The organism is Evtepia sp., assembly GCF_056797215.1.
The window spans coordinates 1-20,277 of sequence record NZ_JBQILM010000005.1 but is presented as its reverse complement, the minus strand read 5'-3'; the positions used below and the strand labels follow the sequence as shown (position 1 = coordinate 20,277).

Below are 20,277 nucleotides of genomic sequence, written 5' to 3'. Positions count from 1 at the left end.
CCTTGGGGGAAAACTACAAAATTCATCTTTACAAGCGGGAGGAAAAGAGATATAATGCGCCTGATCGTGACAAAACGCAGATTTTTCCAAAAACCGACATGGTCAGTCCGCCGCCGGCACCATGCCGCAGCCGGGAAAGGGGGCCTCTATTTTGCTGACCTATTCCTTTGAAAGCATTGATGCAGAGAGCATGTATGAGCATCTCTACCGCTGCATCAAGCAGGATATCCTGCAAAAGAAACTGAAGTCCGGGGAGAAGCTCCCCTCCAAGCGCAGCTTTGCCAAAAACCTGGGGGTGAGCACCATCACCGTGGAGAGTGCCTATGCCCAGCTGGTGGCGGAGGGCTATCTCTATACCCTGCCCAAACGGGGGTACTATGTGTGCGAGCTGGAAAAAGGGGAGACGCCCCCCCCGCCACCCCGGCGGGAGGCCCCCGTCCAGGGGAAGCCCTCCCAGCGGGTCTACTTTGCCGACTTCGTGGGCAGCTCTGTGGCCAAGGAGATGTTTCCCTTTTCCATCTGGGTGAAGCTGCTGCGGGACGTGACAGCAGGGGAGGACGAGACGGCGCTGCTCACGGACACCTCCGCCGGGGGTATCCAGCAGCTTCGCCAGGCCATCTCGGACCACCTCTACCAGTTCCGGGGCATGTCCATCCACCCGGAACAGATTGTGGTGGGGGCGGGGACAGAGTACCTTTATAGTGTCCTCATCCAGCTCTTGGGCCGCAGCCGGGGCTACGCCGTGGAGGACCCAGGCTACTTACGCCTGAGTAAGATTTATGAGAAGAACGACGTGCAGACCTTTCATATCCCCATGGACGCTGCGGGGATCATCCCCCAGAAGCTAGAGGAGAGTGGGGCGGAGATTTTGCACATTACCCCCTCCCACCACTTTCCCACAGGGACAGTGATGCCTGTGAGCCGCCGGTATGAGTTTTTGAGCTGGGCCTCCAAGGGGGAGAACCGCTACATCATTGAGGACGACTATGACTGTGAGTTCCGCCTCTCCGGCCGCCCCATTCCAACCTTACAGAGCATTGATGTGATGGAGAAGGTGATTTATATCAACACCTTTTCAAAAAGCCTGGCGCCGGCCTTCCGCATCAGCTACTTGGTGCTGCCCGAGCACCTGGTCACCCGCTTCTATGAGACCTTGGGCTTTTATTCCGGCACCGTCTCCTGTTTGGAGCAGATGACCCTAGCCCGCTTCCTCTCTAAGGGCTATTTTGAAAAGCACATCAACCGGATGCGCAACCATTACCGGGGGCTTCGGGATAGGCTCCTGGGGGAGCTGCGGAAAAGTGCCCTGGCAGATCGGGTCAAGATCAGCGAGGAAAATGCTGGGCTCCACTTCCTTCTGGAGGTGGATACCCAGCGCAGTGACGAGGAGATCATCCAGGCCGCGCAGGCCCTGGATCTGCGCCTCTCCTTCATCTCCCAGTACTATTTTACCCAGGAAAACCGCCGCCCCCATGTGCTGGTGATGAATTATTCCGGTTTGGAAGAGGGGCGTATCCCGGAGGCTGTGGAACGGCTGTGCCGGGCGGTGCTGGGGACGTGAATTGCACAGAAAGGAGGGCTTGCCTTGGCTGCCCGGACCAGGGACCTGACCCAAGGTCCTGTGATGCGTGCCATGCTGGGCTTTGCCGTCCCCATGATTCTGGGGGACCTGCTCCAACAGGGCTATAATATCGCGGACACCCTCATTGTGGGTCAGTTGCTGGGGAAAAACGCCCTGGCTGCGGTGGGGGCCTCCTTCACCCTGATGACCTTTTTGACCTCCATCCTTCTGGGGCTGTGTATGGGCAGCGGGGCCATGTTTTCCATCCGCTTTGGACAGCGGGATGAGGAGGCTCTGCGGGAAGGGGTGTACGCTGCCTTTGTACTCATTGCGTCCCTGACGGTGGTACTGAATCTGCTGTCCTTCGCCTGCCTGGATCTGCTCCAAGGCTTCCTCCATGTGCCGGAGGAGGTGTGGGGGCTGATGCGGGACTATTTGAAGATCATCTTCTGTGGCATTGCTGCCACCTTCCTCTATAACTTCTTCGCCTCCTACCTGCGTTCTGTGGGCAATTCCCTGGTGCCCCTGCTGTTCCTGGCAGTCTCCGCCCTGCTGAACATTGCCCTGGACCTCTGGTTTGTCCTGGGGCTGGGGCGGGGGGTAGCTGGGGCGGCGGAGGCTACCGTCATTGCCCAATATGTTTCCGGCTTGGGCATCCTGGGTTACACCCTCCTCCGGCATCCCCAGCTCCGCCCTACCAAGGGGCGCTTCCGCCTGCGGTGGCGGCGGGTGGGGGACGTGGCGTCTCTCTCGATCCTGACTTGCGTGCAGCAGTCGGTGATGAACTTTGGCATCTTATTGGTCCAGGGGCTGGTAAACAGCTTCGGGCCCACTGTGATGGCGGCCTTCGCCGCGGCGGTGAAGATTGACGCATTTGCCTACATGCCTGTACAGGACTTCGGCAATGCCGTCTCTACCTTCATTGCCCAGAACTACGGGGCCCAGCGGGAGGACCGGATCAACGCTGGATGGAAGGGGGCGCTGGGGACGGTGCTGTGCTTCTGTGTGGTGATTTCTGCGGCGGTGTTCCTGTTTGCCGGGCCTCTCATGGGTCTGTTCATCGAGCCGGGGGAGACGGAGATCATCCAGGAAGGGGTACGCTACCTGCGCATCGAAGGGGCCTTTTATGCTGGGATCGGCTGTCTGTTCCTTCTCTATGGCCTCTACCGGGCCTTGGGGCGGCCGGGGATGTCTGTTGTGCTCACCGTCCTCTCCCTGGGCACCCGTGTGGCCCTGGCCTATGCCCTGGCGCCTGCTGTGGGGGTGACGGGTATCTGGTGGGCTGTGCCCATCGGCTGGGCACTTGCGGATGCCGTGGGGGTGGGGTATTTCCTGGCAAAACGAAAGGGGCTGCTCTCTTGGGAGTAATGCCGGGGATTTTCCCAAAGATACCGCCCAACCCCTTGCAACCCAACGGAGATAATGGTAAAATAAACAGGATGTTTAGAAAAAAGACGATCCATCTATATTTTTGGAGGTAAAATCATGTTTGCAAAGCTGATCGAGACCCTGAAAGCCAATCCCCGCACCCTGGTGTTCACCGAGGGCGCTGACGCCCGCATCCTAGAGGCGACCCACCGCCTGAAGAAGGATGGCTTCCTCACCCCCATCCTGGTGGGCGTGGAGTCCGAGGTCAAGGAGGCCGCTGCCAAGGGGGACTTTGACATTGAGGGCGTACGCATTGTGGACCCCGCCACTTATCCCGGTATGGACGCCATGGTGGAAAAGATGGTGGAGCTGCGCAAGGGCAAGATGAGCCCCGAGGACTGCCGCAAGAACCTGATGAAGGGCAACTACTTCGGCACCATGCTGGTGAAGATGGGCGAGGCCGACTGCCTGCTGGGCGGCGCTACCTACTCCACTGCTGACACCGTCCGTCCTGCGCTTCAGCTCATCAAGACCAAGCCCGGCAACAACAACGTCAGCTCCTGCTTTATTTTGCAGCGGGAGAAGGACGGTGCCGACGAGCGCCTGTGCATGGGCGACTGCGCCATCCAGATTGACCCCGACGAGGATGCCCTGGTAGAGACCGCCATTGAGTGCGCCAAGACTGCCGCCATCTTCGGTATCGACCCCAAGGTGGCGTTCCTGAGCTACTCCACCAAGGGCTCCGGCAAGGGCGACGCTGTGGATAAAATGAAGAACGCCTGCGACAAGGCCAAGGCCGCTGCCCCCGAGCTGGCCATTGACGGCGAGATGCAGTTCGACGCCGCTGTCTCCCCTGTGGTAGGCCAGCAGAAGTTCCCCGGCTCCAAGGTGGCCGGCCATGCCAACACCTTCATCTTCCCTGAAATCCAGTCCGGCAACATCGGCTATAAGATTGCCCAGCGCCTGGGCGGCTTCGCCGCTTATGGCCCCATCCTTCAGGGCTTGAATGCCCCCATCAACGACCTCTCCCGTGGCTGTGACGCCGACGAGGTCTACAAGATGGCTATCATCACCGCCGCGCTGGCCTAAGTCCAGTTTTGGTACATACCGGATCAGCGAAAGCGCCCGTCCCTATTTCTGGGGACGGGCGTTTCTTGTCTCCTCACAGGTGGTCCAACTGCGTTCGGTACTGCCGCAGCTGTGCCTCGCCCATCCCCCGGCTGATATGGTCCAGGAGGGTGGACAGAGTGGCCTTGTCCTTGGGGAGGATGCCCTCCATGGGGATGGCGTTGGAGGCCCCTAGGGCTCCGAACCACACGGGGATGTCCAGGGCGTCCACCAGGGCTTTCAGCTCCCGGTACTTTTCCAGCTCCCCCGCCTCCTGCCACCGTCCTGCCTGGGCCTCTTGGTAGAGGGCGGAGTCGGGGTAGAGGGTGAGCATACTGGTTCCGATCCGCCGGGGGTGGAGTTGGTTGCATACCGCCGCTGTGGCTCTGGCCCCTTCTTCCCCTCGCCCCGCGCCGGAGATGCCGGTGAGGTAGAAGAAGTGGTAGCCGATGCCCGCCAAGTCCAGGCGACGGCATTGCTGCAGGATATCCGACGCCCGATAGCCCTTGTTCATGAAGGCTAGGGCTTGGTCGTCCCCGGTCTCAATGCCGATGGTGAGGCCGTCGTAACCCGCCGCCTGAAGGGCGGACAGTTCTTCATCGGACTTTTGGGTGATGTCCGTGACCCGGGCGAAGCAGCCGATGGTCTCGTTTTGGGGGAAGTGGTGCTTGACCCGTGCGGCAATGTCCAACAGGCGCTGGGGGTGGAGGACGAAGGGGTTGCCGCCGGTGAGGAAGGTCCGCCGGACCTTGTGCCGCTGGCCCCAGAGTTCCAGTTGTGCCTGGGCCTCTTGCAAGTCCCCTTCCACGTGGGCCATGGGGGAGAGCTTGAAGGGGGCGGGCAGGTCGCTGTAGAGGGTGCAGAATTTGCAGCCGTGGTGGGTACAGCCTGCGGTGACTTCTAAAAGCAGGGAGGAGGCCTCATAGGGGGGCCGCCATATCGTTCCAGTGTAGTGCATAGAGTGTGCCTCCTTTGGTGTTTCCTCTACCATAGCGCAAGGGGCACGCCCTGACAAGTACGGTCATTTTTTGGGCTTGGTATCCTTTTTTGTACCAACAGGCGGCAGGGAGATTGACAGGGGAGGTAAAATCATCTAAAATTTTATATCAGAAGAGGTTCCGGACAGTTGAAGATGCTAGAATGTGCTGAGAAGGGAGGCCGTCCCATGTCCGACAACAAGTTTTCCCAGGCGGACGCCATCGCCCGCTGTGAGCCCATGAGCCGCCTGCAAAGCCTCATCGGCGGGAAGTGGAAAATCCTCATCCTGTGGTATGTGGCCTTTTATGGCGTCCAGCGTTTTGGGGAGCTCCAGCGGCGGCTGGAGGGAATCACCCAATCCACCCTCACCAAGCAGCTCCGGGAGCTGGAAGGGGACGGCTTCCTCCGCCGGGAAGTCTTTCCCGAGGTACCTCCCAGGGTGGAATACAGCCTGACGGAGTTCGGCCGCAGCTTCCTCCCAGTGCTGGACACCATGCTCAAGTGGAGCGAAACCTATCTCTGTCCCGACTTTGTGAATCCATACGAATAAAAAACGCCTGGCCTCTCCGCAAGGGGGGAGGCCAGGCGTTGCGCTATGCTGGGAAAACGATAGGCTCAAAGCTCTTTCTTCTGGAAAATACCGCAGCTGATCCGGTACATGAGATAGGCCCACACCAGCACCAGCACGGGGGATACGGAGAAGAACGTGACCACCATCTGGTCCGTTGGCTGGATTCCGACATGCTCCATCAGCTTGACCACAGCCAAGACCAGAAAAGCCGGCAGGACAAAGGTGCCCATGAGCATCAGCCTTGCTTTTTCGGCACCAAACTTGAAGATTAAGGGGATGGAGGTACTGCCCATAAAGATGGAGATGGTGAAACCGGGGAGCATGTAAAAGGCCTGTTCTCCCAGGTCCAGGGTGGCGTTGGGGACAATGGCGGCAGAGAGAAGGCCCACCAAAAGCCCCAGCACAGCACCCGACAGGCCAAGGAGAAGGAGGACGGCAAACTTCCCCCGGACCACATCCTGCCGGGTAATGGGCAGGATCATGGCGTAGTGCTCCCAGTTGGAGAGGGTGTCATAGGAAAAGCTGGTGATGACCATCAAGCTAAACATGATGGCGCAAAAGATGCTGTAGAAGCTGATGTTCCCGTCGGTGGTGAAGGTGAGGAACACCCCCATGAGTATGATCACCGCCAGGGTGGACTTCATATTGTGGCCCACATTGTAGAGGTCTTTCAAAACAAGGCTTTTCATTTCTTCTGCTCTCCCTTCACATATAGCAATAGGATGTCGTCGATGGTGGCGTCGTCCACCACCGCCTGCCTGTACTTGCGTCGGGCGGCCTCTTTATCCGCCACCAGGACGCTATATTGGTATTCCTCCCGCCGCCAGGCCAGAACGTCCTCCGGGGCAATGGCGGCAAACTGCTCTGCACCGCAGCGGACGATGCCGTATTGATAGCGCAGCTCGTCCTTGCTCTTGCAGAAGAGGACCTTGCCCTGGTGGATGAAGGTGATGTAATCGGCCACTTTTTCCAGGTCGGTGGAGATGTGGGAGGACATGAGGATGGAGTGGCTCTCATCCTGGACGAAGTCCAAGAACACTTCTAGGATATCGTCCCGGATCACCGGGTCCAGGCCGCTGGTGGCCTCGTCTAGGACCAGGAGCTTGGGCCGGTGGGAGAGGGCTACGGCGATGCACAGCTTGGTTTTCATGCCCTTGGAAAAGCTCTTGATGGGCTTGGACAGGGGGAGCTGGAAGCGGGTGAGGTAGTTTTGATACAGGTTGTTGTCCCACTGGCGATAAGCCTCGGCGGAGATCCGTCCCACCTGGGCAGGGGTGAGGGTCTCATAGAAGTTGATGCCGTCGAACACCACGCCGATGTCCTCCTTGAGGGCGGGGGTGGCGGAGAGCTCCTGGCCCCAGAAGCTGACCCGCCCCTCGTCCTTGTGGATCAGGTCTAGGATGGCGTTGATGGTGGTGCTCTTTCCCGCGCCATTTTCCCCGATGAGGCCCATGATGGCTCCCTTGGGAAGGGAGAAGCTCACGTGGTCCAGCAGAAAGCCGGGGTACTGTTTGGTCAAATTCTTTACTTGTAGGCTTGCTTCCATTGTTAGTCCTCCTCTTGGTAAAACATGGTCAGCAGTTCCACGAGCTTATCCAGGGTGATGCCACTGGTGCGGGCGATGTCCGCCGCAGCCTCCAAATGCTCCTCTGCCAAGCGCTGCTGTTCTTCCTGGTAAAAATCTTTGTTTTGTGCCGCTACGAAGCTCCCCCGTCCCACAGTGGTCTCGATGAAGCCGTCCCGCTGCAAGTCCTCATAGGCCTTTTGGACGGTGATGACACTGACGTGGATGGACTTAGCCAGGGCACGCATGGAGGGGATGGGGTCCCCCGCCTGGAGCTTGCCGCTCATGATCATGGCCTTCATCTGGGAGGTGATCTGTTCGTAGATGGGTTTACTGGTGTTGCTGCTTATGATGATCTCCACATAGGCCCTCCTTTGAGGTGTAGTGTACTGATTGACTAAGTACATTATAGGCAGATAAGTGCGGCTTGTCAAGGGGGAATTTCCAGGGAAATGAAATTTTTTCCCTGCCGTGCTGGGACTGAAAAAACGGCCCCACCCAGATGACTGGATGGGACCGTTTTTTGAGGGGGAGTTCTGGTTTTTGTTGCGGAGCCTGCCGAAGCCTGGTATACTAAACTCGCTGGCCCACCCCACACCGGCCACAGGAGGGGGTGAACATATGGCGATACTGATAGCCTTTCTTGTGTCGGTCGCAGCAGGTATTACTTGCCATTATATCTGCAAGTGGCTTGACCGGCGCAAGAAGAAATAAGGGTCCAGTAAGCACGTCCCAGAAAAAATGCCCCCGGAAAGAATGCCGTCTTTCCGGGGGCGCCTTTTGTGAACATATGGTGAATTGATAGCCTTCTTCACGAGGTCATTATACCACGCATCCCAAGTATATGCAAGAGCGAAACGAAAATTCCTTTACGCTTTATCCTCCCGTTTTCCGCCCCATTTGGGCAACCCATCCCAAGAGAACAGCAGCACCGCCAGCAGGCAGAGGGCGATGAATAGGAAGCGTTTGATACTGTAACAGGCGGGTTGCAGTCCACCAACAGAGGTGGGCAGGGCTGTCAACCGGTGGTTGCATCGGGGGAACATAAGGCGACGCCCACCCTTGCGTGCCGTGGAAGGGTGGGCGTTTGAGGGAAGGCCTTTTTACTCTGACGGCCCGTCGGGGCTGTCAGCGGCGGGGACGGGTTTCGTGCCTTGGGGACGGTCGAAGTCTGGCAGAAGGAAAGTGCCCACCAGGAAGGTGAGGGAGTAGAGGGCGGTGACCAGCATCCCGATGTACCAGCCGTAGTGATTGACCATGCGCACGATCACGGCGTAAATGATCATTTGCAGGGTGTAGGCCCCCGTCCAGTAGAGGGTGAGCACCACGGCCACTTTTTGTGGGGTGGCGCCGGGGAGCCGGGTGGGCAGGGTGAAAAGGGAGGGGGTGGAGATGAAGATTACAAACCCCAGCAGGATGGCGCACACCGTGGCCAGCACGGCGTTGTCACAGAGGATCATGACGAAGAACAACAGGGACTGGGCGATGCCGGAGAAGCGGAAGAGTTGGATTTGCCGCTTGAGCTTCCGGGCCAGGATGATGCCGATGACGGTGCCTGGGATGCCCGTTAGGGCAATCATCAGGGAGATGAATTGGGCATCCACTGTGAAGTCTGGGTTCAGGGGGAAGAGGTAGAGCATCACCGTGTACATCACCAGCCGCCCGGTCATGGTGAAGAGGAATTGGTAGAGGAAGGGCTCTTTCAAGCCATCCCGGTAGCGGTAGGTTACAGAACCCTTGGAGGGGTCCTCCTTGGGGGACTCCGCAATGGGATAGTCCTCGCCCACCGCCATCCAGAGGATCAACAGCACGGCGCTGAAGATGCCATAGAAGAGGATCACCTGCCGCCAAGAGCCCAGCCAGCCCCGGACAGCCGTGATGCTCAACAGGGCAATGAGGTTGCCTGTGTTGGGTCCGGCGTTGTTGATGCCGATGAACAGGGACTGGCGCTTTGTCTCAAAGCAGTAGACCACATAGGGGGTCATGCAGATCATCAGCACAGCCCCGCCAAAGCCCAGCAGGAAGCGGGTGATGACAAAGACAGACAGGTTGGGGGCCACGGCCCCCACCACCACTGCGGTGATGAGCAGGCAGGAGAAAAAGACCGTTTCTTTGGCCCCAGCTTTACGAGAATCCAGGCGGCAACGAAGTTGCCTGCGATCTTTGCCGCGGAGATGGCGTTGTTGACCGACGAGGGGAGGTGCGCGATGCCGAACTCTGCGGTCATGTCCGGGGTGATGATGGAGCCCACCATCCAGGAGGCGCTGAAGAAGGAGTAGGCCAGGAAAAGGATGAGTTCAATGGCCAGGGAGCGCTGGGGAGTGATGACTTTCTGTGGCAAGGGAATCCCTCCTTAATACTTGGGAAACGAGGCGGTTGGTCTGGTCTCTCAGGGGATTACGTCGGGGTCAATAGTCCATGTCAAACAGGGCTGCGCTCATGGGCAGCCGGTCCGGGCGGCTGTTTTGGAAGGTGACATGGCCGTTCGTCCCCGGCGGGCGCAGCAGGCCCGCCTGCTCTAGCTGCCGCTTGAGCTGCCGGGCGGTGCCGTCACTGCCGTCGATGATCTCCACCGGCCGGCCAAAATTGGCCCGGATGGCCCGGCGGATGAAGGGGTAGTGGGTGCAGCCCAGGACGATGTAGTCCACGCTGCAATGGCGCAGGGGCAGGAGCAGCTCTTGGAGGTAGGCGTCCAGCACCGGCCCGGACCACTGGCCCTGCTCCACCAGCTCTGCCAGCCCCCGGCAGGGCAGGGAGATGACGTTGGCCTGACCCTGGAAGGTGGAGGCCAGCTTTTGGTACTTGTCCTCATGGATGGTCAGGGGGGTGGCCATGACCACCACAAAGGAGTTGCTCCGGGCCTGGGCAGCGGGCTTCACCGCCGGCTCGATGCCGATGATGGGCAGCTGGGGATAGGTCTCCCGCAGGCGGGTGATGGCTGCGCTGGTGGCGGTGTTGCAGGCCACCACCACTGCCTTGACCCCCTGTTCCAGCAGCCGCTGTACCCCGGCCATGGTCAGTTCCTGGACCTGGGGGAGGGGCTTTTCCCCATAGGGGGCGTTGGCGGAGTCCCCGAAAAAGAGGAAATCTTCCTGGGGGAGCAGGGCGGTGCAGGCCCGCAGGACGCTGATCCCCCCCAGGCCGGAATCGAATACGCCGATGGGGCGGGTGGGCTTGTCCATGGATCTCCTCCTCTCTGCATTTGGGCCGCCCTGGCAAGGGGCGGCTACAGTTCTGGGGTATAGTTTACCACGTTTTCCCGCTGTGCGCCATCTTTTTTTCTGTTTGGGGTCGAAACAGGCGCGAAGGGGGCGGCAGGCGCATACAGTGGAACGAGGGCAGCGTGCCCTCCAACGAAGCAGAACCGCTCATGCGGAGAAAGGAAGTACTATGAAGCGTTACCAATGTGGTGACTTCGGTTCCCAGCGTCCTTGCTGCCATCCCTGCCAGCCCACTTGCACGCCGGTCTGCCCGCCGCCTTGCCGGCCAGTGTGTCCGCCATCCCCTTGCCCACCGCCCCGGCCCGTGCCGGTGCCCTTTGTGGAGGGTGGCACCTATTACGCCGGGCAATTGGTCACATACCAGGGACAGCTCTACCAGGTGCTGGTGGATAATCCCCGGGGTATCCCAGGTATGTCTGACGAGTTCCTCCGGGTGTCCGACTGGGGGCCCGTAGGCCCCACCGGCCCCATGGGTCCCCAAGGTCCCCAGGGACCCGCGGGTGCACCTGGCCCCGCAGGCCCCACCGGTCCTATGGGCCCCACGGGGGCTACGGCGGCAGGAAACTCTGCGCCACCAGGACCGGGCGCTGGGATAAATTCCACGGATTTCTGACATTTCTGTGAACTCTGAAGATCGGGGCGAAAAGAGGGGGAAAACCGGGAATTTTGGTGCACTATTGGTGCAGAAAATTCAGTATAATAATCAAACTTATCCCATGGTTTGGGAACAGGGATCGACAGCTTGGGAACTGGAAGGTGATTGGGTTGAAAGGGAAGTGGATCAAGCAGACACTCTGCTGGTTTCTGGTATTCGTTGTCTTGTTTTCTGCGGCCTCATTGATCCGCAAAAAAATCGAACAAAACCGGCCCTGGGAGAACCCTTATTCCGATGTGACGGACTCGCTGTGGAGCTATGGCAACATCAAGGCTCTGAACCAGGCTGGGGTCCTGCCCAGCTGGGAGACGCTGGAACCCGCGGAGGATGAGACCCGGGGAAAGCTGGTTCTTTACCTATATAATATGGACCAAGCCGTCTTCCCGGAGAAGAAGAAAAAGAAGGACAAGAAGCGGGAGGAGCAGGAGACCCCTGTGTTTTCCGATGTGGCCCCCGAGGATGAATACTATGACGCGGTGCTCTGGGCCAAGGAAAAGGGCCTGGTCAGCGGCATCGGGGAGGGGAAGTTCGGCCCCGGGGAGCTGCTCACCCGGGAGCAGGTGTGTACCATCCTGGCCCGTTTTGCGGCCTTGAAGGATCTGTCCCTGCCCAAAATCAAGGAGCCGGACCAGTTCGTGGACTCCCTGTATATCCAGGACTACGCCCGCAGCAGCGTCACCGCCTGCCAGATTTCGGGGCTGGTGAACGGCTATGAAAACGGCTATTTCTACCCAGAGGACAGCATGACCCGCCAGGAGTGCATCACCGTCCTGTGCCGCCTGATGAACGTGGCCCAGGAGAAGCCCCACAAGGGGACGGAGCTGGTGAACCTGTCCGCCGGGGCCTATGACAGCCTGTATGAGAACTATGTGGACATCCCCTTCACTGTCCTGGTGCCCCAGGGGCCGGCGGTGGATCTGAGCTTCTTCGACCGGGCGGTGTTCATTGGGGATTCTGTGTCCCTGACCTTGGAGAGCTATTGCAAGGCCAACGGGGCCCTGGGCGGGGCCAAGTTCCTCTGCGCCGGGAGCATGAGCGCCTCCAATATGCTCAGCGGCATCATCCTGCCGGAGTACCCCAAGGGGTCCGGGCAGAAGCCCGCCATTGAGGAGAGCGTGGCCGCCTGCGGCGCGGATGTGGTATATGTCATGCTGGGCATGGACAACATCGCCTACGGCGTGGACCGGGCCACTGGGGACATGGTCAAGATCCTTACCAACATCACCGAGCGCAACCCCAAGGCCCAGATCATCATCCAGTCAGTGACCCCCATGGCGGATTCCAGCACCAGCTATTCCGACAAGTTGAACAACAACCTCATCAACGCCTACAACCAGCGGATGCAGGAGCTGTGTGAGGAACACCGGTGGTACTACCTCAACGTGGCCGAGGTGTTCAAGGACGAAAACGGCTGCCTGATCAAGGACTATTGCAGCGACTATGGCAAGATGGGCATGCACTTCACCTACGCCGGTGCAGAGATCTGGGTGAACTATCTCAAGACCCACGTGCCCGAAGCGTTGCTGGGCAGATGAGAGATTTCCACCGGATTCTCCAAATATCGCCCCAAGGGTGTTGACAGGGCCTGTGGGCATTTGGTAAGATTAAAAAAACAGGCCTGCCCAATGCGGCGCGGGCCCGGAGAATTTTTGGGAAGGAAGTAATGAGTAGTGAAACGGTTGATTTCTCTTGCAGCGCTCCTATTGGCACTGAGCATGACCCTGTGCGCCTGTGGCGACAAGGCGCCGGAGGAGGGGCAGGGAGACACGCCCCCGTCTGATGGCCAGAGCACCCAGGTCGATGCCCAGACCCCACCGGAAGGCGAGGGCGGCACAGTGGACCTGGCGGCAATCAAGAGCCAGTTCCTCAGCGATTTTGACTATAAGGACTACGTGGACGTGGACACCGCTGGCCTAGGCGCGGTCTATGGCATCGACACCAGCAAGGTGGCGGCTTCCGCCGCATTCAATGCCACCAAGGGTGGGGCGTTCCCCCACGAGGTGGTGATGATCCAAGCCACGGACGAGGCGGCTGCCAAGGAGATGCAAACGCTCCTGACAAACCACTTGGCCGACATCGCCCAGCAGGCAGCCTCCTATGACCCGGCCAGTGAGGCTTTGGCAAAGTCCTGCGGCGTGGTGGCCTATGATACTTACGTGGGGATGTTCTTCACCGAGAACTGCAAGGATATGACGGAGGATTTCGCGGCTGCCGTGTCCTGAGCCCCCAACCCAATATGACCGTTTTGACTGCCGGGCAATCGTTTTGACTGCCCGGCAGTTTTGGGAGAATTGACCATGGTTTTTTCAAGTTTACCCTTCCTGTTCCTATTTTTGACGGTGGTGCTGCTGCTGAGCCACCTCCTGCCCTTCCGCCTGCGCAACGGTTTCCTGCTGCTGGCCAACCTGGTGTTCTACGCCTACGGGGAGCCGGTGTACATCCTCATCATGCTGGGCTCCATCCTGGTGAATTTCTTTGCCGGGGTGCTCATGGGCCGGCAGAGAAGCCAGGGGGGCCGGCGGGCGGTGCTGGTGGTGGGCATTGTGCTGAACCTGGCGGCCCTGGGTGTGTTCAAATACGCGGGGCTGTTCGTGGGGACCTTAAGGCAGATCCCCGCCCTCGCAGGCCTGCCGGAGGTGGACATCTCCCTGCCCATCGGCATCTCCTTCTACACCTTCCAGGCGGTGTCCTACCTCATCGACGTGTATTGGAAGGACTGCAAGCCTTCGGGGAATTTCATCAACTTTGCCTGCTACATCTCCCTCTTCCCTCAGCTCATCGCTGGCCCCATCGTCCGCTACCGGGATGTTAATGAACAGCTGGTCTCCCGGAAGGAGACCCCAATGCTGTTCAGTTCCGGGGCCCGGCTCTTCGTGGTGGGTATGGCCAAGAAGGTACTCCTGGCCAACCAGTTCGGCCTGGTGTGGGACGCCATATCTGCCGACCCCGTGGCGGCGGGGGCTGTGGGCGCCTGGTGGGGGGCCTGCGCCTACACCTTACAGATCTATTTCGACTTTGCCGGGTATTCCGACATGGCCCGGGGCCTGGGGCGGATGCTGGGCTTTGAGTTTTGCATCAACTTCAACTACCCCTACATCTCCAAAAGCGTCACGGAGTTTTGGCGGCGGTGGCACATCTCCCTGTCCACTTGGTTCCGGGACTATGTGTACATCCCCCTGGGGGGCAACCGCTGCGGGAAGCTGCGCCAGTGCGTGAACATCCTGGTGGTGTGGGCCCTGACCGGGTTCTGGCACGGGGCCGGATGGAACTTCCTCTTCTGGGGCTTCTACTATGGCGTGCTGCTGCTGGTGGAAAAGCTGGTTTTGGGGAGATACCTGCGGAAAGCCCCGGCGCTGATCCAGCACCTTTACACCATGGTGATTGTCATCATTGGCTGGGTGTTTTTCGCCTCCCCGAACCTGTCCATTGCCCTGAGCTACCTGGGCGTGATGTTCTCCCTGAACCCTGGGACCACGGGGACCATGACCCTTGTGGGCCCTTGGATCGGGATGGCCATTCTGGGTATCCTGGCCTCCACGCCCTTGGCAAAAGGGCTCTGGGAGCGGTTCCAGGACCGGAAGGCCATGCCTCTGGTGGAGGCGGTGCTGTGTTTGGCGGCGCTGCTGCTGTGTACCGCCAGCCTGGTCAGCGACAGCTATAATCCCTTCCTTTACTTCCGTTTTTAAGGGGGAAGGAGGGCGGAATGGCCCGGTTTTTGCTGAAAAGTATTTTTCCTTTACAGCGCAGGATATAGAGGCTGATGTGTGTTTGACACCGACATAAGGGAGGAACCTATGAAAACCTTGTGGAAGGCCCTGCCGGGCCTGGTATTCGTGCTATTTCTGGCCGTGATGGCCTTGGGGCTGCTGTTTTTGCCCACGAAGGAGTATTCCGAGAACGAAAAACGCTACCTGGCAAAGCCGCCAGAGCTCAGCGTTTCTGAGATTATGGAGGGGAAAACCCAGGAGAAGTTGGAGGACTACACCGCGGACCAGCTCCCCGGCCGGGACTTCTTTGTGGGCGTCAATGCCTATTGGAACCTGGCCACCGGGCGCAACGCCGCCCAGGATATCTACCTGTGCCGGGAGGACTATCTCATCAATGCCCCCAAGCAGGCGAAGCCGGAGGTATATCAAAGCAACCTGACCCGCTTTGACGAGTTTGCCCAGTCCACGGGCCTGCCGGCGGATATGGTGATCATCCCCTCTACGGGCTATCTCATGGAGCCGGTGCTCCCGGCGTTCCACGGCCGTTACGATGACGACGCCCTCTTTGCCCAGGCTCAGGGGGCTTTGCAGCATATCCGCTTCCTGGATGTAAGGGAGTCTTTGAAAACAGCGGCAGCCCAGCGGCAGGTGTGCTACCGCACGGACCACCATCTCACCGCCTATGGCAACTACCTGATCTACCAGGCCTACCAGCAGGCCCTGGGGCAGCCGTTCACTGCCCAGACGGAGTATACCATGGAGGTCTACGGGGGCTTTTACGGCACCACCTGGTCCGGCAGCGGCTGCTGGTTTACCCCCCCAGACAATGTGGAGCTGTGGTGCCGGGACTTCCCGGTGACGGTACAGTTTGACGACGGCGCGGAGCAGAAAACAGAGGACCGCTTGTTCTATCGGGAGAAATTGGAGGGGCTGGATAAGTACCCGGTGTATCTGGACGGCAACCACAGCTTGGTGACCATCCAGAACCCCCAGGCCCAGGGGGGGAGCCTTTTGGTGATCCGGGACTCCTATGGCCACTGCCTGGCCCCCTTCCTGGCGGAGCACTACCAGACCATCTACCTGGTGGACCTGCGTTACTACCGCAGCGCCCTGTCGGAGTTCTTGGCGGAGCATCCGGTGGACCGCATCCTCTACCTCTATGGGATTGACAACCTGCTGACGGATACCAACTCCGCCTGGCTGCAATAAGGGGGGAGGATCATGACCCCTATACAAATTGGTGTGGCCCTCCTGGTGCTGGCCCTGGCCCTGTTGGGGGTGGTGCTGTACCGGGAATACCGCTTGAAGGAGAAGGACCGGGTGCTGGCGGAGAAAAAGATTGCCCTGCTCCTCAGCCAGATCCAGCCCCATTTCCTCTATAACATTTTAGGTAGCATCGAATGGCTGTGCGAGACAGACCCCAAGAAGGCCCAGGAGGCCACAGAACAGCTCTCCCGCTTCCTCCGGGGGAATATGGACAGCCTGCAAAGCGTCACCACCATCCCCGCTGCCCGGGAGCTGGAACATATCCGCTGCTACCTGAGTTTGGAAGGCATCCGCTTTGGGGAGAAGCTCCACACGGTCTACGACATTGAGACGGAGGACTTCTTCGTCCCCGCCCTGGGACTGCAGCCCCTGGTGGAGAACGCTGTGCGCCACGGGGTTACCAAGCGGGAGGAGGGGGGCACCGTCAGCATCCGTACCTGCCAGACCCAGTGGGCCTATCTGGTGGTCATTGAGGACGACGGCGTGGGCTTTGACCCCGCTGCCCCCCAGGAGGGCAGCCACCTGGGGATTGAGAACGTCCGCAGCCGCCTGGAAGCCCAGTGCGGGGGGAGCCTGACCGTGGACAGCCAGCCGGGAGTGGGCACCCGGGTGGAGGTGTGTATCCCCAAGGCGCGGAAGCGGGGAAGGAGGGAGAGCCATGCGCGTTTTGGCGGTGGATGACGAGCAGCTCATGCTGGACATGCTGGTGGACCGCATCCGCCAGGCCCGTCCCCAGGCGGAGGTGCTGCCCTTTGGCAGCTCCCGTGCCCTGTTGGCGTGGTTGGAGGATACCGGCGCCCCCTTCGATGCCGCGTTCCTGGACATTGAGATGCCGGGAATCAGCGGCATCGCCCTGGCCCAGCGAATTAAGGAGCTGAGCCCCGACGGGAATATCATCTTCGTCACGGGGTTTTCCCAATATATGGCGGAGGCGTTCCAGCTCCACGCCAGCGGCTATATCATGAAGCCGGTGAGTGTGAAAGCGGTGGAGGAGGAATTGGACAACCTCCGCCGCCCGCTGCCCCAGGCCCGGCCCCACCGGCTGCGGGTGCAGACCTTTGGGAACTTCGAGGTGTTCTGTGACGGCAAGCCCATCCATTTCAGCCGCAGCCGCACCAAGGAGCTCTTTGCCTACCTCATTGACCGCCGGGGGGCGGGGAGCACCATGGGGGAGCTGATCTCCGTCCTCTGGGAGGGACGGCCGGACACGGGCAGTGTCCGCAGCCAGCTGCGCAGCCTCATTACCGACCTGCGTACCACCCTGCGGCAGTTGGAGGAGAAGTCCATCATCATCAAGCGTCGGGATTTGATTGCCATTGACCCCGAGCGGGTGGACTGCGACTACTATCGCTTTCTGGCGGGGGATATGACGGCGGTGAATGCGTTCCGGGGGGAGTACATGAGCAACTACTCCTGGGCAGAGCCCACAGTGGGGGCGCTGCATAGCCTGGATGCCCGGGGACCGGAGCCAAAGGAAAAACACTGAAAGAATGGGGATGCCGTGGAGGGACGGCATCCCCGTTTTGCCCCCATACAGCAGTTCGAGATTCATAACACCCCCGCTCCCGGCGTAAGGATAAGGAAATGCAGGAGGGGAGGGGAACCCGTGGGCAGGAAGCAAACGCTGTGGCGGGTGGGGCTGTATATCCGTTTGTCCAAGGACGACGGGCATAAGGAGAGCTTAAGCGTCCAGAACCAGCGAAAAATTTTACTGGATTTTTTAGAGCATGAGTTCCAGGGGGCGTGGGTCCTAGAGGGCCAGTATATTGACGACGGGAGCTCTGGGACAGACGACACCCGGGAGAGCTTCCAACGCCTCATCGCCCAGGTGAAGCGGGGGGCGGTGAACTGTGTGCTGTGCAAAACCCTCTCCCGGGCCTTTCGCAACTACGCTGACCAGGGCTACTTTTTGGAAGAGTTTTTCCCCCGCTGCCGCACCCGCTTCATTGCCTTAGGCAGCCCGCGGGTGGACAGCTATTTGGACCCGGAGGCGGTGCAGCTGGGCTTGGAGATTCCCATCAACGGCATTTTGAACGACCGCTATGCCGCCAAGACCTCCGCCGATGTCCGCCGGACCCTGGACATGAAGCGCCGCCGGGGGGAGTTCATCGGCTCTTTTGCCCCCTACGGCTACGCCAAGGACCCGGCGGACAAAAACGCCCTGGTCCCAGACCCAGAGGCGGCGGCGGTGGTGCGGGATATCTTCCGCCGCTGCCTCCAGGGGGAGAGCAAGGGGGCCATTGCCGCTGCCCTGAACGCCGCCCAGGTCCCCAATCCCACCGCCTATAAGGCCCGGCAGGGCTCCCGCTACGCCCGCCCAGGTCCTGGCAATGACGGCCTCTGGACCCCTACCACCGTGGCCCGGCTTTTGAAAAACCCGGTCTATGGGGGAACCCTGGTTCAGGGGCGGCAGCGGGTGGTGAGTTATAAGGTCCACCAGACGGTATCCGTGCCCCCAGAGGACTGGTACCGGGTGGAGGGGACCCATGCGCCCTTGGTCTCCCCGGAGGACTTCCAGCGGGTTCAGGCTTTGGGGGAGGGGGTCCGCTGCGCCCCTGGGGGGGAGGGGCCCCACCTCTTTGCAGGCCTTCTCCGCTGCGCCGACTGTGGCAAGGCCATGACCCGGCGGCGAGCCAGGGGGACGGTGTACTACCACTGCTCCACCTACCGCCGCAAGTCCAAGGCCGCCTGCACCAAGCACACCATCCGAGAGGACGTTTTGTGCCGGGAGACGGCTGCGGCGTTGGGGGTGCCAGAGCTGAGCCGCCCCCTGCTCTTTGCCCAGCTAGAGGGCATCCTGATCCACGAGGGGGGCGGGGTGGAGCTGCTGCGGCACTAGGGAAGTCTTTACAAACTGTTAACAGAATATGGAACATTTCGTTACAAAACCGTGGTAATATAGCATTGTTCAGGTCGGGGTGCAGAAAAGCCAGTGCCCCAAAGCCAACCCCTGGATAGGAACGACGGCCTAGAGAGACCACTCGCTTTGGGCCATCGAAAAAAGGAGGACTTCATTGGTAACATTTGAAAGCATCAAACAAGACGCCAGTATTCGCACGTACATACAGAAGGCAGACGAATCCTTGCGGGCCCTGGGCTTCACGGAGCATAGCCTTGCCCATGTGGGCCTGGTGGCCGCCAACAGCAAGTATATTTTAGAGACCCTGGGCTATGAGCCCCGCCAGGTGGAGCTGGTGCAGATTGCTGCGTACCTCCACGACATAGGCAATCTGGTCAACCGCATCGACCACTCCCAGAGCGGAGCGGTGATGGCGTTTCGCCTGCTGGACCACTTACATATGGACCCCGCGGAGATTGCGGAGATCGTCACCGCCATCGGCAACCACGATGAGGGCACCGGTACCCCGGTGAGCCCCTTGGCGGCGGCCCTGATTCTGGCAGATAAGTCAGACGTCCGCCGGAGCCGGGTGCGCAATGAGGACATATCCAGCTTTGACATCCATGACCGGGTAAACTACTCCGTCACCAAGGCGGAGATGAAAATCAACGAGAGCAAGACCCTCATCAAGCTCAAGCTGCACATCGATACCCGCTATGGCTCTGTGATGGATTATTTTGAGATATTCCTCAACCGGATGATCCTCTGCCGCCGGGCGGCGGAAACCTTGGGGCTGCAATTCAAGCTCATCATCAACGAGCAGCCGCTGGTCTGATTTACCTCTTGACAACAACACATGCAAAAGGCGCTGCCTCTCACGACCGTTCCAGGCGTGGGAGGCAGCGCTTTTTTCGTTGTGGTGGCGCAGGGAGGACGGCTTCCACCGGTGCCACGGGCGCCACAGGTGCCACCGGCGCACCCGGCCCCATGGGTCCCACCGGGCCTATGGGTATGACTGGCGCCACAGGGGCTACCGGCGCCACTGGCGCTGTGGGACCCACCGGCCCTGTTGGTGCAACGGGTGCCACCGGCGCTATGGGTCCCACTGGCCCTGCCGGTGCAACCGGTGCCACCGGAGCTGCTGGCCCCACTGGGCCGACGGGTGCTACCGGCGCCACCGGTGCTATGGGTCCCACTGGCCCCGCTGGTGCCACAGGTGCCACCGGAGCTGCTGGCCCCACTGGGCCGACGGGTGCCACCGGTGCAACGGGGGCTTTAGGCCCCACCGGGCCTGCTGGTGCTACCGGTGCCACGGGTGCTGTGGGCGCTATGGGTCCCACTGGCCCTGCTGGCGCCACCGGTGCAACAGGTGCCACGGGCGCGACCGGCCCGGCCGGTCCCATGGGCCCCACCGGCCCTGCAGGCCCTGCCGGTGCGGCA

The 20,277-nt window shown here is 60.2% G+C and carries 20 protein-coding genes; 12 read left to right on the top strand and 8 right to left on the bottom strand.

The annotated features are described in order from the left end of the window. Positions 1-151 precede the first annotated feature (151 nt). The 3 genes from pdxR to pta all read left to right on the top strand — a co-directional run bounded on the left by pdxR (position 152) and on the right by pta (position 4,018). Complete coding sequence (gene pdxR / locus ACTOZL_RS02080) at positions 152-1,561, top strand: MocR-like pyridoxine biosynthesis transcription factor PdxR (RefSeq protein WP_482476420.1); 1,410 nt, start codon at positions 152-154, stop codon at positions 1,559-1,561. A 63-nt stretch (positions 1,562-1,624) separates the two neighbouring features. Beyond that, complete coding sequence (locus ACTOZL_RS02075; protein WP_482476473.1) at positions 1,625-2,929, top strand: MATE family efflux transporter; 1,305 nt, start codon at positions 1,625-1,627, stop codon at positions 2,927-2,929. 117 nt (positions 2,930-3,046) lie between these two features. Next, positions 3,047-4,018, top strand: a complete 972-nt coding sequence (gene pta / locus ACTOZL_RS02070; protein WP_482476419.1) for a phosphate acetyltransferase — start codon at positions 3,047-3,049, stop codon at positions 4,016-4,018. 73 nt (positions 4,019-4,091) lie between these two features. On the opposite strand, the gene ACTOZL_RS02065 is transcribed toward pta, so the two are convergent. Beyond that, positions 4,092-4,994, bottom strand: coding sequence for a radical SAM protein (locus ACTOZL_RS02065; protein ID WP_482476418.1), 903 nt, complete (start codon positions 4,992-4,994; stop codon positions 4,092-4,094). Between the two features lie 207 nt (positions 4,995-5,201). Between ACTOZL_RS02065 and ACTOZL_RS02060 the strand changes: the two genes are divergently transcribed. Further along, positions 5,202-5,564, top strand: coding sequence for a winged helix-turn-helix transcriptional regulator (locus ACTOZL_RS02060; RefSeq protein WP_482476417.1), 363 nt, complete (start codon positions 5,202-5,204; stop codon positions 5,562-5,564). A 65-nt stretch (positions 5,565-5,629) separates the two neighbouring features. Here ACTOZL_RS02060 and ACTOZL_RS02055 read toward each other — a convergent pair whose 3' ends face one another. The 7 genes from ACTOZL_RS02055 to murI all read right to left on the bottom strand — a co-directional run bounded on the left by ACTOZL_RS02055 (position 5,630) and on the right by murI (position 10,331). Continuing rightward, positions 5,630-6,274 carry an ABC-2 transporter permease gene (locus tag ACTOZL_RS02055; RefSeq protein WP_482476416.1) on the bottom strand — a complete coding sequence of 215 codons (645 nt, stop codon included), beginning with the start codon at positions 6,272-6,274 and terminating at the stop codon, positions 5,630-5,632. Then, the gene (locus ACTOZL_RS02050; RefSeq protein WP_482476415.1) at positions 6,271-7,131 is read right to left on the bottom strand and encodes an ABC transporter ATP-binding protein; all 861 of its coding nucleotides are present in this window, start codon (positions 7,129-7,131) and stop codon (positions 6,271-6,273) included. Before ACTOZL_RS02050 ends, ACTOZL_RS02055 begins: the two co-directional genes overlap by 4 nt. 2 nt (positions 7,132-7,133) lie before the next feature. Then, entirely contained in the window at positions 7,134-7,511 is a 378-nt protein-coding gene (locus ACTOZL_RS02045; protein WP_482476414.1) for a GntR family transcriptional regulator, read from the bottom strand. Between the two features lie 507 nt (positions 7,512-8,018). Continuing rightward, positions 8,019-8,195 (bottom strand): hypothetical protein, encoded by a 177-nt coding sequence (locus ACTOZL_RS02040; protein WP_482476413.1) that lies wholly within the window; start codon positions 8,193-8,195, stop codon positions 8,019-8,021. Between the two features lie 57 nt (positions 8,196-8,252). Beyond that, entirely contained in the window at positions 8,253-9,218 is a 966-nt protein-coding gene (locus ACTOZL_RS02035; protein ID WP_482476412.1) for an MFS transporter, read from the bottom strand. Next, complete coding sequence (locus ACTOZL_RS02030) at positions 9,143-9,490, bottom strand: hypothetical protein (protein ID WP_482476411.1); 348 nt, start codon at positions 9,488-9,490, stop codon at positions 9,143-9,145. Before ACTOZL_RS02030 ends, ACTOZL_RS02035 begins: the two co-directional genes overlap by 76 nt. Before the next feature lie 67 nt (positions 9,491-9,557). Then, positions 9,558-10,331 (bottom strand): glutamate racemase, encoded by a 774-nt coding sequence (gene murI, locus ACTOZL_RS02025; RefSeq protein WP_482476410.1) that lies wholly within the window; start codon positions 10,329-10,331, stop codon positions 9,558-9,560. A 930-nt stretch (positions 10,332-11,261) separates the two neighbouring features. On the opposite strand from murI, the gene ACTOZL_RS02020 reads away from it, so the two are divergent. From ACTOZL_RS02020 to ACTOZL_RS01985, 8 genes are all read left to right on the top strand, one after another. After that, the gene (locus ACTOZL_RS02020; RefSeq protein ID WP_482476409.1) at positions 11,262-12,560 is read left to right on the top strand and encodes an S-layer homology domain-containing protein; all 1,299 of its coding nucleotides are present in this window, start codon (positions 11,262-11,264) and stop codon (positions 12,558-12,560) included. A gap of 135 nt (positions 12,561-12,695) precedes the next feature. Further along, entirely contained in the window at positions 12,696-13,247 is a 552-nt protein-coding gene (locus ACTOZL_RS02015) for a DUF4358 domain-containing protein (RefSeq protein ID WP_482476408.1), read from the top strand. Between the two features lie 75 nt (positions 13,248-13,322). Further along, positions 13,323-14,711: an MBOAT family O-acyltransferase gene (locus tag ACTOZL_RS02010; RefSeq protein WP_482476407.1), complete on the top strand. Its 1,389-nt coding sequence runs from the start codon at positions 13,323-13,325 to the stop codon at positions 14,709-14,711. Between the two features lie 108 nt (positions 14,712-14,819). Next, entirely contained in the window at positions 14,820-15,941 is a 1,122-nt protein-coding gene (locus ACTOZL_RS02005; RefSeq protein ID WP_482476406.1) for a DHHW family protein, read from the top strand. Between the two features lie 12 nt (positions 15,942-15,953). Continuing rightward, complete coding sequence (locus ACTOZL_RS02000; RefSeq protein ID WP_482476405.1) at positions 15,954-16,679, top strand: sensor histidine kinase; 726 nt, start codon at positions 15,954-15,956, stop codon at positions 16,677-16,679. Beyond that, positions 16,657-17,484 carry a response regulator gene (locus ACTOZL_RS01995; protein WP_482476404.1) on the top strand — a complete coding sequence of 276 codons (828 nt, stop codon included), beginning with the start codon at positions 16,657-16,659 and terminating at the stop codon, positions 17,482-17,484. The genes ACTOZL_RS02000 and ACTOZL_RS01995 overlap by 23 nt, the downstream gene beginning before the upstream one ends. A 120-nt stretch (positions 17,485-17,604) precedes the next feature. Continuing rightward, complete coding sequence (locus tag ACTOZL_RS01990) at positions 17,605-18,837, top strand: recombinase family protein (RefSeq protein ID WP_482476403.1); 1,233 nt, start codon at positions 17,605-17,607, stop codon at positions 18,835-18,837. 175 nt (positions 18,838-19,012) lie between these two features. Continuing rightward, positions 19,013-19,672: an HD domain-containing protein gene (locus ACTOZL_RS01985; RefSeq protein ID WP_482476402.1), complete on the top strand. Its 660-nt coding sequence runs from the start codon at positions 19,013-19,015 to the stop codon at positions 19,670-19,672. Positions 19,673-20,277 lie beyond the last annotated feature (605 nt).